Raw genomic sequence first — 11,723 nt, 5'->3', positions numbered from 1 at the left:
CCACGTCACGTCCCGCGACGGCGGACGCCGGTCAGTCGCGGGTGGTGATGCCGAAGGGCGAGCTCTCGAGGTCCGTGAAGTTGCCCACCGTCGCGCGGACGGTGCAGGACGGCGCGACGGACAGTGCGGTCACGACGAGGCCGTCCGAGGACACGGCCAGCGCACCCGAGCACCCGTCGGCGAAGCGCACCCCGGCCTCCCCGCCGGCGACGTCGGTGAGCATCTCCGACGGCTTCCCGGTCGAGGGGCTGCGGTAGAGGGGGTTCAGTTCGTCGGCACCGCTCGGCCACACCGGTACGAGCGTCACGGGCAGCGTGGTCTGGCTGACCGTGCGGTCGGGCGTGCGGACCTCGACGCCCTGCAGTCGCTGCACGGGGTACGAGGTCCCGGTCACGGCCTGGTCGGTGACGGCCGTCGTGGTCGCGCTGCCCGCCGCGTCGAGCCACTCCTGGAGCCCGGCCTGGTCGGGCACGTCGGACAGCCGCACGGTCGCCTGCACGCTCAGGTCCTCGCCCGCCGGGACCACCACGTCGGAGAGCGTCCAGCCGCAGCGGACGTCGACGCCGGTCAGCGACGGTTGGTTCCGGGCACCGCTCACCTCGTCGCCGGTCCACGTCACCGCGGGACACTCGGACCGCGCTCCGACCCCGGGCACCACCTCGAGCAGCGGGCCGCGGAGCGTCGCGGACTGGGCGGCGTACGTGATCGACAGGTCCACCGTGCCGGCCTGCGGGTCGACGGTCGCCTTGCGGGTCGTCGAGAGTCCGGTCGGCAGCGGACGGTCCTGCTGGTAGGCGCTCGCGGCCTGCGCCGTGCGGGCCGCACTCGGGGTGTCCTTGCCGCCCAGGGCGCCGGGGAGCCAGACGACCCCGCCGACGACGAGTGCGGCGACGAGCACCACGCCGAGGGCACCGAGCCCGAGCATGCGGTTCGTGAGCCAGTCCGGGCGCTGCCACCGGCCGCGCGCCGGGGCCTCGGGTTCGCGAGCGGCGGCGACCGGAGGGCGTGCGAGCGGCCGGAAGACCGTCTGCGAGCCCGCCTGCCCGAGTTCGGGCACCGGTCCGGCGTCCTCCGCAGCAGGTGACGGGCCGGAGCCGTCCGCGGGGGGACCGTCGGACGCGGTACCGCCGCCGGGACGGAGTCCGCGCACCACGGTGGCGGGCCGCTCGACCTCGGCGAAGGACTCCGGCTCGGCAGTCGGGGCCAGCGCCGGGGCGTCGGCCAGCTGTCGGGCAAGGCGGCGCAGGGTGGCCGCGGCGTCGGCGGCCGCGGGTCGTGCGGCCGGGTCCTTGGCGAGCATCGTCGACACCGCCGTCCACAGCGACGCGGGGACGTCGAGCTGCGGCGGGTCCGAGGTGACGTGGCGGTAGGCGACGGCGAAGTCGGTGCCCGGTCCGGCGAAGGGGGTGCGTCCGGCGAGCAGCTCGTAGAGCATCACCCCGGCGCCGTACACGTCGGCCGCGGGGCCTGAGCGCCCCTGGCTGATCGACTCGGGGGCCATGTACTGCGGCGTGCCGAGCAGCCCGGTCGTGGTGCGCTGCCGGTCGGCCATGACGGACGCGATCCCGAAGTCCGACACCCGGACGTCGCCCGTGGTGCCGGGTACCCACGGGGACGCGAGCAGCACGTTGTCGGGCTTGACGTCGCGGTGGGTGACGTCCTGCCCGTGCGCGGCGGCGAGGGCGTCGAGCGTCTCGGCGGTGATCGTCAGGGCGTCCCGGGGCGGCAGCGTCCCGGCGTCGGCGAGCAGGTCGCGGGCGGAGCCCCCACCGACCAGGTCCATGACGATCGCGAGTCGGTCGCCCTCGACGACGAGGTCGCGCACCCGGACGATCGACGCATGCTGCAGGCCGAGCAGCACGGTGCGTTCGCGGACGAACCGCTCGACGACGGTCGGGTCGGCGGCGAGCTCGGCGCGCAGCAGCTTGGCGGCGACGTGCTCCCCGGTCGCGGTGTGCTCGGCGCGCCAGACCTCGCCGGTCGCGCCGGTGCCGAGCAGGTCGACCAGTCGGTACGACGCACCGAGCGGTTCGCCGCGGCCGTACTGCGCCCGACCCTGCTCCGTCACGTTGCCCCCGACTGCCCCCGGTCGACCCCTCGTCGACCTCGCGTCATGTTACCGGCCGGACCCTGCGGCGTACTGCACGTCGATCGCGTGCTGCGTGAAGCCGGACCGGCGGTAGAGCGCCAGCGCGGGCTCGTTGTCGCCCTCGACGTAGAGCGCAGACGCGGTCAGTCCACGACCGGCCAGCCGGGCCGAGCCCGCGCGCATCAGGACCCCGCCGAGCCGACGCCCCTGCAGGTCCGGCCGGACCGCGACCGCGTAGAACTCGCCGACGCCGTCCTCGACCTTGAGCCAGCACGATCCCGCGAGCGCGCCGGAGTCGTCGCGCAGGAGCAGCAGGTCGTCGCCGGAGAACCACGACTCGGCCTCGCGGGCGCGCAGGTCCTCGAGCGTCATCCGGCCCTGCTCGGGGTGGTGCGCGAAGGCCGCGGCGTTGAGGGTCAGCCAGGCGTCCTCGTCCTCGGGGTCGCCCGGGCGGAAGGCGTCGATGCGGTACCCGTCGGGGACATCGGCCCCGGTGGGTTCGTCCGACACCGTCGCCCGGAGCTGCAGCAGGGTCCGTACCGGAGTCCAGCCGTACCGGTCGGCGAGGGCGCGGGCGGCCGGGTGGTCCCCGTGCGCCCACGCGAGGCGCGGAACGTCCGAGGCCGGCGTCGCGCCCCCGGCGCCCGGGGTGAGCACCTGCGCGACGAGGGCCGACCCGACGCCCTGGCCACGGGCCTCCGGGGCGACGACGAGTTCCAGCTCGCCGTCCCGGACCACGGCGACCCCGCGTTCGTCCCCGACCACCGCGGCACGGCCGGCGCGCACGTCGACCAGGGTCTGGTCGGAGAACGGCGGGGCCTCGCCCGCGGCGGTCGCGGCGGCCGCGAGCATCTCGACGACGGCGAGCACTACTGCGCCGCCAGCCGGTCGGCCTCGTCGTCGTGCACGTTGAAGCGGTAGCCGACGTTGCGGACCGTGCCGATGAGCGACTCGAGGTCGCCGAGCTTGGCACGGAGCCGTCGCACGTGCACGTCGACCGTGCGGGTGCCGCCGAAGTAGTCGTAGCCCCAGACCTCGCTCAGGAGCTGCTCACGGGTGAAGACGCGCGAGGGGTGGGAGGCGAAGAAGCGCAGGAGCTCGAACTCCTTGAAGGTGAGGTCCAGCGGCCGGCCCCGCACCTTCGCCGAGTAGCTCGCCTCGTCGATGACGACCCCGGAGGCCTGGATCTTCGAGCCCGACGGGTTCTTGGCGGCGCGTCCCGTGGTGAGGCGGATGCGCGCGTCGACCTCGGCGGGCCCGGCGCTCTCGAGCACGACGTCGTCGACGTTCCACTCGCTGTTCACCGCGGTCAGCCCGCCCTCGGTCACGACGAGGATGACCGGTGTCGTCGAGCCGCTCGTCGCGAGGATCTTGCACAGGGCCTTGGCGCTCACGAGGTCGAGGCGGGCGTCCACGAACATCAGGTCGCTCTGCGGGGCGTTGACCAGCTGGGCGGCCTCGGCCGGGACGTGGCGGATCCGGTGGCTCAGCAGACCGAGACTCGGCAGGACGTCGCCGGGCGCGGCTGAGGTGAGTACCAGGAGCTGGGCCACAGGACCTCCAGAACGAGGGGACGTCGTGGAGCCATCCTAGTGATGTGTCGGAAGGGGCCCGCCGACCGGCCGGTCGGTCGGGCGTCCCGGTCGGCGAGGCCCTGTCATGATGGAGCGCGTGACCGAGCCCGTCCCACCCCTCGACCAGCGCCGCCTGCGGCTCACCTCCGTGCTGCCGGTCTGGGTCCTCGCCGTGGTCGGTGCGGTGCTCGTGCTGGCCCTGACGCAGAAGGACTCGTTCGCCTGGCTCCTGCTCGTCTTCGTGCTCTGCGTGCTCGTGAGCTTCGTGCTGCAGCTCATCACCGCGACCAAGGACGGGCTGGTCGAGCGGATCAGCATCGCGTCCTCCGGCGCCTTCGTCGTCGTGCTCGTCACGGCCGTGGTGCTGCTGGCGCGCTGAGCCGCGCGACCCGCGACCGCGCGACCTGCGACCGCGCGGCACGCCCCCTGGCGCCGTCAGGCGTCCCGCGTAGACTCGCGGCATGGATTCGCTGCTTGCGCTCGAGCTGTTCTACGTGGGCCTCCTCGGCCTGGCGTCGCTCGCGATCGCGTTCATCTCGGTCGTCGTCGTCGTGAAGCTGTTCAAGGGTCAGCGTTGATCGAACTGCCCGAGGGCCTGGCGCCCGAACTCGTCCCGCTGTCCTGGCTCGTCGGTGTCTGGGAGGGCACGGGCGTCGTCGAGTACCCGGTGGGCGACGAGGACGAGCCCCGCAAGTACGAGTTCGGCCAGCGCGTGAGCTTCAGCCACGACGGCCTGCCGTACCTCAACTACTCCTCGACGACGTGGCTGCTCGACGACGACCACACGCCCCTCGCCGCCGAGATGGGCTACTGGCGCATCGACCGGCCGAACGAGCCCGGTGACCGCGGTCCCGCGATGCTCATGGGCGACGGTCCCGCGCCGTTCAGCACGGTGGAGAGCGTCGAGGCGCTCCGGAACACGACCGACGGCTTCGACGTCGAGGCCGCGATCATCCACCCGACCGGGGTCAACGAGCTCTACGTCGGCCGCGTCAGGAAGGGCCGGATCGACCTGGCCACCGACGCCGTGATGCGCTCGCCGAACGCGAAGGACTACTCGGCCGCGACCCGCCTGTACGGGTTGGTCGAGGGCAAGCTCTTCTGGGCGTGGGACATCGCTGCGCTCGGGCAGCAGCTCACCTCGCACGCCTCGGGGCAGCTCGCGAAGGTCGACTGATGTCCGCCTTCAGCGGGCGCGACGGTTTCGTCGCGACCGAGGCCGGTCCCGCCGCCCACTTCGGCAACCCCGTCGGTGAGCAGCGGGCGCTCGCCTCCGGTGGCGCGGTCGTCGAGCTCGGCCTCGGGGTCGTCACGGTCAGTGGTCCGGACCGCCTGTCCTGGCTCAACTCGATCACCTCGCAGCTGCTCACCGGGCTCGAGCCCGGCGTCAGCACCGAGACGCTCGTCCTCGACCAGTCCGGCCGCGTCGAGCACGCCGCACGGGTGGTCGACGACGGCGAGATCACCTGGCTCCTCACCGAGCCCGCGGACGCCGCACCGCTCGCGGCCTGGCTCGACTCGATGCGCTTCATGCTCCGCGTCGAGGTCACCGACCGGTCGGCCGACCTCGTCACGCTCGGCCGCTTCGCGGGTTCGGCAGCGCCCGACGGCGTGGTCGTCGAGTGGGTCGACCCGTGGTCGTCGGTCACGCCCGGCGGATGGGGCTACGCCGCCCCGGAGGCCCATCCCGCCTCCGACTGGACCCTCCGCATCGACGTGGTCACCCCGGACGCCGTGGCTGCGCTGGCAGCGTCGGACACGCCGGTCGCGGGGCTGCTCGCGTTCGAGGCCCTGCGCATCGCCGCGTGGCGGCCCTCGCTCGCGGACGTCGACGAGCGGACGATCCCGCACGAGCTCGACTGGCTCCGCTCCGCCGTGCACCTGTCAAAGGGCTGCTACCGCGGGCAGGAGACCGTCGCCAAGGTGCACAACCTCGGGCACCCGCCGCGCCGCGTGGTGATGCTGCACCTGGACGGCTCGGACGGCGTGCTGCCCGCGCCGGGCACCGCGGTCGAGCTCGACGGCAAGGACGTCGGGCGGCTCACCGCGTCGGCGCTCCACCACGAGCTCGGGCCGGTCGGGCTCGCGGTCGTGAAGCGCTCGCTCGACCCCGCCGTGACGCTGACCCTGACCGTCGACGACGTCGTGGTCACGGCCGCGCAGGAGACGATCGTCCCGCCGGAGGCCGGCGCGACGGCGAACGTCCCGCGCCTGCCCCGGCTCGGAGCCGTGCGCCGCTCGTAGTCGTCGCGGGTTGCGGTCCGGCGAGACTCGGCCCCGCGGACGTGTTCGCGCCCGCACGACCGTGGACGTGTCCGCCTGGGCGAGTCTCGTGGCGCGGCGGCCGCTCAGGCGGGAGCGACGGCCGACCACGGGACGCTGAGCTCGCCGAGACGCCAGCGCGTCACCCCGTGCAGCACCGGCCAGCCCCGGTCGCGCATGCCGTGCACCGTCGCGATCCACCGCTGGCGGGGGCCGTACGTGCCGAGCGGAGCGGCGACCGCCCACGCACGATCGAGGTCGAGCAGGAACGCGTGCACCCGCTCCCCGGGGACGTTGCGGTGGATCAGGGCCTTCGGCAGTCGCTCCGCCACGATGCTCGGCAGCTCGAGGTCGGCGACGCGCAGGGACACCGTGAACGTGTGCGGCTCGTGCTCGTCGAGCGTGACCCAGGACGCCACGCGGCCGACCTCGTTGCAGGTGCCCTCGACGAGTGTCCCGCCGGGCTGCAGGCGGTCCTGCATGATCCGCCACGAGTCGACGACGGCGGACTCGTCGTACTGCCGCAGGACGTTGAACGCCCGGATCACGGCGGGACGGCGGCCACCGGGCGTCGGCGTCTCGAAGCCGCCGAGCCGGAACGTCACCCCGTCACGGGTGCCCGCGTTCGCCAGCGCCACGCGCGACGGCTCGATCTCGATGCCGGTGACCTCGACGTCGGGTCGGACCCGGGCCAGCCGGTCGCGGAGCTCCAGGGTCGTCGTCGGTCGGGCGCCGTACCCGACGTCGGCCACGAGCGGGTCGTCCGTCCGTCGGAGCGCGGGGAGTGCGGCGATCCAGCGGTCGACACGACGGAGCCGGTTGTACCCGGTGGTCCCGCGCGTGACGTTCCCGATGGGCATGGACCCCAGGGTACCGAGGCGCACCCGCTCGGTAGACTCGGACGCATGACCTCCACGCTCGTCCTGCTGCGTCACGGCAACAGTGACTGGAACCAGAAGAACCTGTTCACCGGTTGGGTCGACGTCCGGCTCTCCGAGCTCGGCGAGAAGGAGGCGAAGCGCGCCGGCGAGTTGATCGCCGGGTCGGGCATCGTGCCGGAGGTCCTGTACACCTCGCTCCTCACGCGCGCGATCCAGACCGCCGACATCGCCCTGCTCGAGGCCGACCTGGCCTGGCTGCCGGTGAAGCGCGACTGGCGCCTCAACGAGCGCCACTACGGAGACCTGCAGGGCAAGGACAAGGCCCAGACGCTCGAGCAGTACGGCGAGCAGCAGTTCATGGAGTGGCGTCGCTCGTTCGACGTGCCGCCGCCCCCCATCGCGGACGACGCCGAGTGGTCGCAGGCCGGGGACCGCCGCTACGCCGACCTCGGCGACCAGCTGCCCCGCACCGAGTCGCTGAAGCTCGTCATCGACCGGCTGTTGCCGTACTGGGAGTCCGACATCACGAAGGACCTGGGCGAGGGGAAGACCGTCCTGGTCACCGCGCACGGCAACTCGCTCCGCGCCCTCGTGAAGCACCTCGACGGCATCTCCGACGACGACATCGCGGGCCTCAACATCCCGACGGGCATCCCCCTCGTGTACGAGCTCGACGACGACTTCCGTCCGACGAAGCCCTCGTACTACCTCGACCCGGAGGCCGCCGCTGCCGGTGCAGCCGCGGTCGCCGCGCAGGGCGCCAAGAAGTAGCACCAGCACGACGAACGCCCCGCCGGACACCGGCGGGGCGTTCGTGCACCTCGGGCGGGCCTCAGACGAAGTGGTCGGCGATCTCCTGCACGAGCGCCCCGACGTCGTAGGGGCGACCGGTGTCGACCCGCACGACGGGGACGCCCGGCAGCCCGATCGGTGCGGCCGCGTCGCCGTGCTCGTCCCAGAAGGCCAGGATCTCCGCCAGGTCCCCGTGCACCTCGTGCCGGACGGGCAGTGTGCCGGGCTCGTACCGGTCGCGCAGCCGGTCCGCGGCGGTGACCCGGTCGACCTGGCAGAACACCTCGACGGCGCGCGGTGCGCCGGCGGAGGCGAGTCCGGCCTCCAGGCGGTCGCGGTCACGGGACGGCAGCCAGACGGCGTCGAGGACGACCCCGTTCTCGACGGCCTGCGCCATCGACCACATCGTGCCCATCGCGATGCCGCCGAGCTCGCGCGAGCCGATCATCGGACCGACCACGTCGGCCAGGGGTTCCTTGATGCGGTCCTTCGACAGGAAGGGACAGCCGAGCACCTCGGCCAGGGCGGCGCCCACCGTGCTCTTGCCCGAACCGGGCATCCCGTTGACGACGATCGCGACCTGAGCCATGCCACGATCCTGGCAGAACCCGTCAGGCGGGGGAGGCCGTCACCGACGCGGCGCCGGTCCAGTCGCCGGTCGCCAGGTACTCGACCTTCTTGGCGATGGACACCGCGTGGTCCGCGAAGCGCTCGTGGTAGCGCGAGGCCAGGGTCGCGTCGACCGTGTCGATCGGGTTCCCCTTCCAGGTCTCGCCGAGCACGAAGTCGAACACGCTCGCGTGCAGCTCGTCGACGGCGTCGTCCTCGTCGCGGATCTCCGCGGCCAGGGCGATGTCCTCGGTCGCGAGCAGGCGCGTGAGCTTCTGGGCCATCTGCACGTCGTGCGCGCCCATCTGCTTGAAGGTGCCGCGCAGGCCCTTCGGCACGACCTTCTCGGGGAAGCGCTGGCGGGCGAGCTGCGCGATGTGCTCGGCCATGTCGCCCATGCGCTCGAGCGACGAGCTGACACGCAGCGCGGTCACGACGACGCGGAGGTCACGGGCGACCGGCGCCTGCCGCGCGAGGATGTCGATCGCGATCTCGTCGAGGCTGTTCGCCGCGTGGTCGATCATGGCGTCGTCGGCGATCACCTCCTCGGCGAGGGCGACGTCGGACTCGCTGAACGCCTGCGTCGCACGGGTGATGGCGGACTCGACGAGTCCGGCGATCTCGGTCAGACGCTCCTGGACGTCCTGGAGCTCCTGCTGGAAGACTTCGCGCATGGGGGATGTGCCTCTCTGATGCGTACCGGACGAGTGTCGTCAGCCCAGGTGAACGAACGGTGACCTGCGGCTGAACACCTCACGATCCGGGGCCTCGACTGCGCGGAAGCGGGGTGAACGGCGTCGGAACCCCGCGTGACGATCCCTACACTGGCGGCATGGACAACGCGTGGCTCGTGCCACTGTCGATGCTCCTCGGCGGGGTCTTCGGCGCAGGGGTCGTGGTGCTGGTCATCACGGCGGAGCGCACGGCCCGGGCAGCCGACGTCGCGGAACGGACGCTGCCCGACGGCGTCGCCGCGGTCATCGCCACGATGCACAACCCGGCCGTGGTCGTCGACCCCTCGAACACGGTCGTCGCCGCGTCGCCGCAGGCACTGACCGTCGGGCTCGTCGTGCGGCGGAAGCTCGTGCACGCCGAGCTCGTCGCCCTGGTGGACCAGGTGCGCAGGAGCGGGGAGATGGGGTCGGAGGACCTCGAGCTGCCCCGCGGGCGCAGCGGGGAACTGGTCGGCTACCTGAGCTTCCGGGCGGCGCAGCTCGGCAACCGCTACGTGCTCGTCACGGCCGACGACCTGACCGAGAGCCGCCGCATCGACGAGGTCCGACGCGACTTCGTGGCGAACATCTCGCACGAGCTGAAGACCCCCATCGGGGCGATCGGCCTGCTCGCCGAGACCCTCGTCGTCGCCGCCGACGACCCGGACCACGTGAAGCGGTTCGCCGGGCAGCTCATCACCGAGTCCGAGCGGCTCGGGGCCCTGACGAAGGACATCATCGAGCTGTCGCGGCTGCAGTCGGTCGACACCCTCGAGAACAGCGAGGAGACGTCGGTCGACAAGATCGTGCAGGCGGCGGTCGACGCGAACGAGGTCGTCGCCCGCGCCCGGGAGATCGAGATCGTCCGGGCCAAGCGGTCGAAGCTGCGGGTCATGGGCGACCCGGGGCTGCTGCAGGTCGCGGTGTCGAACCTCATCGCCAACGCGGTCAAGTACTCCCCGGACCACACCCGTGTGGGCGTCGGCGTCCGCTCCACCAAGGGGTTCGTCGAGATCGCGGTGACCGACCAGGGCGTCGGCATCCCGGAGGCCGACCTCGACCGCGTGTTCGAGCGCTTCTACCGCGTCGACCCCGCACGGTCGCGGGCGACCGGCGGCACCGGTCTCGGGCTCGCCATCGTCAAGCACGTCGTCGGCAACCACGGCGGCGACGTCCGCGTCTGGTCGCAGCCCGGCAAGGGCTCGACCTTCACGATCCGCCTGCCCGAGGCGGATCCCGAACTCACCACCGCACTCGAAGAGCAACTGGAAGAGCAGTCATCGTGACCAAGATCCTCATCGTCGACGACGAGCCGGCCCTGAGCGAGCCCCTGGAGTTCCTCCTGCAGCGCGAGGGGTACGAGACCGCCGTCGCCGCGGACGGCGTGACCGCGCTGTCGAAGTTCGACACCGAGAACCCCGACCTGATCCTGCTCGACCTCATGCTGCCCGGGCTGAGCGGCACCGAGGTCTGCCGGCAGGTCCGGACGCGCTCGAACGTGCCGATCATCATGCTCACCGCGAAGGACTCCGAGGTGGACATCGTCGTCGGGCTCGAGCTCGGCGCCGACGACTACGTGACGAAGCCGTACTCGACCCGTGAGCTCCTGGCCCGGCTCCGGGCGGTGCTGCGTCGGCGCACCGAGGACGACCCGGGCGACAGCGGCATCCTGCAGGTCGGCGGGATCCGGATGGACGTCGAGCGGCACACCGTGTCGGTCGACGGGGCGGAGACGCCGATGCCCCTCAAGGAGTTCGAGCTGCTCGAACTCCTGCTCCGGAACGCCGGACGCGTGCTCACCCGCGGGCAGCTCATCGACCGCGTGTGGGGGTCGGACTACTTCGGGGACACGAAGACGCTCGACGTGCACATCAAGCGCATCCGGTCGAAGATCGAGCGTGTGCCGAGCGCCCCGGAGGTCCTGGTGACGGTACGCGGTCTGGGGTACCGGATCGAGGGCTGACCGGCGACGCACGGGAGGCCCGGTGCCGGTTCCGAGAACCGGCACCGGGCCTCCGGTGCGTTGCGTCAGGTCGTCGCGCCCGTCCGGCGCGCGGCGGTCAGTTCGTGCCGCTGTCGCCCTCGGACGAGTCGGTCTGCGAGTCGCCCGACTGGGTGCCCGGAGCCGTGGCGTCGCCGGTGGGCTCGGAGCCGCTCTCCGACGGCGAGGTCTCCGTGCTCGACGGGGTGGCCGACGGGGACGTCGTCGGGGCGAGGGTCTGGTACTCCTCGAGGGCGCTGGTGAGCACCGGGACGTTGGCCGAGACACCCTCGGCGCCCGAGTACGAGAAGTACGTCTTGACGAGCGAGCCGGGGACGGCGTCGGCGCCCGAGAAGACGAGCTCCGGCTGGCCGGCGGAGCGCGTGCCCTGCGTCTCGGCTCCGGACTGGACGCTGGACTCGGCCTCGCTCGAGGGGCCGGCCGGGACGGCGGGATCGACGTGCGAGTTCGCCGGGATCTCGACCGTCTGGGTCACGCCGCCGACCTCGACGCTCATGGTGACGTCCTTCGACCCCGTGTTGATGAAGCTCCCGACGAAGCGCGCGTCCTCGCCGCCGTCGGAGATGAGCAGCGCGTTCCGGATGTCGATCGAGCCGGTGCTGACGTTCACGCCGTCGGTGATCTGCTTGATCTCCTTGGTGTGCGCGGGCGACATGAACTCGCAGCCGGTGGCGCCGAGCGCGATGGATGCCGCAACGGCGACGGACACGAGTACCCGAGCTCGCAAGAGATTCCTCCGGAAGATCACGATGTGGACCAGGCGGTCCGCGTCCATCCTACCGATCGTCGGGGGTGCGGGCC

13 protein-coding genes are annotated in these 11,723 nt (G+C 72.5%); 6 read left to right on the top strand and 7 right to left on the bottom strand.

Translation table 11 applies throughout. The features are described 5' to 3' along the window. Positions 1 to 31: 31 nt before the first annotated feature. Genes Q9R28_RS13740 through Q9R28_RS13730 form a run of 3 tightly spaced genes read right to left on the bottom strand, consistent with a single transcriptional unit; the run spans position 32 to position 3,642 of the window. Positions 32 to 2,068 carry a serine/threonine-protein kinase gene (locus Q9R28_RS13740; RefSeq protein WP_311206361.1) on the bottom strand — a complete coding sequence of 679 codons (2,037 nt, stop codon included), beginning with the start codon at positions 2,066 to 2,068 and terminating at the stop codon, positions 32 to 34. Positions 2,069 to 2,116: 48 nt separating this feature from the next. Then, on the bottom strand, positions 2,117 to 2,959 hold the full coding sequence (gene mshD / locus Q9R28_RS13735; protein WP_066656702.1) for a mycothiol synthase: 843 nt from the start codon (positions 2,957 to 2,959) through the stop codon (positions 2,117 to 2,119). Beyond that, entirely contained in the window at positions 2,959 to 3,642 is a 684-nt protein-coding gene (locus Q9R28_RS13730) for a response regulator transcription factor (protein WP_066656694.1), read from the bottom strand. The genes mshD and Q9R28_RS13730 overlap by 1 nt, the downstream gene beginning before the upstream one ends. Positions 3,643 to 3,760: 118 nt before the next feature. On the opposite strand from Q9R28_RS13730, the gene Q9R28_RS13725 reads away from it, so the two are divergent. The 3 genes from Q9R28_RS13725 (at position 3,761) to Q9R28_RS13715 (ending at position 5,907) form a co-directional block, all read left to right on the top strand. Beyond that, the gene (locus Q9R28_RS13725) at positions 3,761 to 4,042 is read left to right on the top strand and encodes a hypothetical protein (RefSeq protein WP_126891649.1); all 282 of its coding nucleotides are present in this window, start codon (positions 3,761 to 3,763) and stop codon (positions 4,040 to 4,042) included. A gap of 195 nt (positions 4,043 to 4,237) precedes the next feature. Continuing rightward, positions 4,238 to 4,840, top strand: a complete 603-nt coding sequence (locus Q9R28_RS13720; protein WP_066656691.1) for an FABP family protein — start codon at positions 4,238 to 4,240, stop codon at positions 4,838 to 4,840. Then, a complete protein-coding gene (locus Q9R28_RS13715; RefSeq protein ID WP_311206360.1) occupies positions 4,840 to 5,907 on the top strand; it encodes a folate-binding protein in 1,068 nt (355 codons plus the stop codon). The genes Q9R28_RS13720 and Q9R28_RS13715 overlap by 1 nt, the downstream gene beginning before the upstream one ends. A gap of 104 nt (positions 5,908 to 6,011) precedes the next feature. Here the strand turns inward: Q9R28_RS13715 and Q9R28_RS13710 are convergent, their stop codons facing one another. Beyond that, complete coding sequence (locus Q9R28_RS13710) at positions 6,012 to 6,785, bottom strand: class I SAM-dependent methyltransferase (protein WP_311206359.1); 774 nt, start codon at positions 6,783 to 6,785, stop codon at positions 6,012 to 6,014. A 45-nt stretch (positions 6,786 to 6,830) separates the two neighbouring features. Here Q9R28_RS13710 and Q9R28_RS13705 point away from each other — a divergent pair, with 45 nt between their 5' ends. Further along, positions 6,831 to 7,577: a phosphoglyceromutase gene (locus tag Q9R28_RS13705; RefSeq protein WP_311206358.1), complete on the top strand. Its 747-nt coding sequence runs from the start codon at positions 6,831 to 6,833 to the stop codon at positions 7,575 to 7,577. Positions 7,578 to 7,638: 61 nt separating this feature from the next. Here the strand turns inward: Q9R28_RS13705 and Q9R28_RS13700 are convergent, their stop codons facing one another. Next, positions 7,639 to 8,187 (bottom strand): AAA family ATPase, encoded by a 549-nt coding sequence (locus Q9R28_RS13700; RefSeq protein WP_311206357.1) that lies wholly within the window; start codon positions 8,185 to 8,187, stop codon positions 7,639 to 7,641. Positions 8,188 to 8,209: 22 nt separating this feature from the next. Further along, positions 8,210 to 8,881 carry a phosphate signaling complex protein PhoU gene (gene phoU / locus Q9R28_RS13695; RefSeq protein WP_066656682.1) on the bottom strand — a complete coding sequence of 224 codons (672 nt, stop codon included), beginning with the start codon at positions 8,879 to 8,881 and terminating at the stop codon, positions 8,210 to 8,212. Positions 8,882 to 9,039: 158 nt separating this feature from the next. On the opposite strand from phoU, the gene Q9R28_RS13690 reads away from it, so the two are divergent. Further along, positions 9,040 to 10,206, top strand: coding sequence for a cell wall metabolism sensor histidine kinase WalK (locus Q9R28_RS13690; RefSeq protein ID WP_066656668.1), 1,167 nt, complete (start codon positions 9,040 to 9,042; stop codon positions 10,204 to 10,206). After that, the gene (locus Q9R28_RS13685) at positions 10,203 to 10,883 is read left to right on the top strand and encodes a response regulator transcription factor (protein WP_271826098.1); all 681 of its coding nucleotides are present in this window, start codon (positions 10,203 to 10,205) and stop codon (positions 10,881 to 10,883) included. Before Q9R28_RS13690 ends, Q9R28_RS13685 begins: the two co-directional genes overlap by 4 nt. Before the next feature lie 97 nt (positions 10,884 to 10,980). On the opposite strand, the gene Q9R28_RS13680 is transcribed toward Q9R28_RS13685, so the two are convergent. After that, positions 10,981 to 11,697: a hypothetical protein gene (locus Q9R28_RS13680; protein ID WP_209685419.1), complete on the bottom strand. Its 717-nt coding sequence runs from the start codon at positions 11,695 to 11,697 to the stop codon at positions 10,981 to 10,983. Positions 11,698 to 11,723 lie beyond the last annotated feature (26 nt).

This window comes from Curtobacterium sp. BRD11 (assembly GCF_031844345.1).
GTDB lineage: Bacteria > Actinomycetota > Actinomycetes > Actinomycetales > Microbacteriaceae > Curtobacterium.
Note: the sequence above shows the minus strand (reverse complement) of the source record. Positions and strands in the feature narration are given on the sequence as shown.

Excerpts from the sequence above, each read along its gene's own strand:
- phoU (WP_066656682.1), bottom strand. The coding sequence starts at position 8,881 with ATGCGCGAAGTCTTCCAGCAGGAGCTCCAGGACGTCCAGGAGCGTCTG.
- Q9R28_RS13705 (WP_311206358.1), top strand. The coding sequence starts at position 6,831 with ATGACCTCCACGCTCGTCCTGCTGCGTCACGGCAACAGTGACTGGAAC.
- Q9R28_RS13700 (WP_311206357.1), bottom strand. The coding sequence starts at position 8,187 with ATGGCTCAGGTCGCGATCGTCGTCAACGGGATGCCCGGTTCGGGCAAG.
- Q9R28_RS13690 (WP_066656668.1), top strand. The coding sequence starts at position 9,040 with ATGGACAACGCGTGGCTCGTGCCACTGTCGATGCTCCTCGGCGGGGTC.
- Q9R28_RS13680 (WP_209685419.1), bottom strand. The coding sequence starts at position 11,697 with ATGGACGCGGACCGCCTGGTCCACATCGTGATCTTCCGGAGGAATCTC.
- Q9R28_RS13715 (WP_311206360.1), top strand. The coding sequence starts at position 4,840 with ATGTCCGCCTTCAGCGGGCGCGACGGTTTCGTCGCGACCGAGGCCGGT.
- Q9R28_RS13710 (WP_311206359.1), bottom strand. The coding sequence starts at position 6,785 with ATGCCCATCGGGAACGTCACGCGCGGGACCACCGGGTACAACCGGCTC.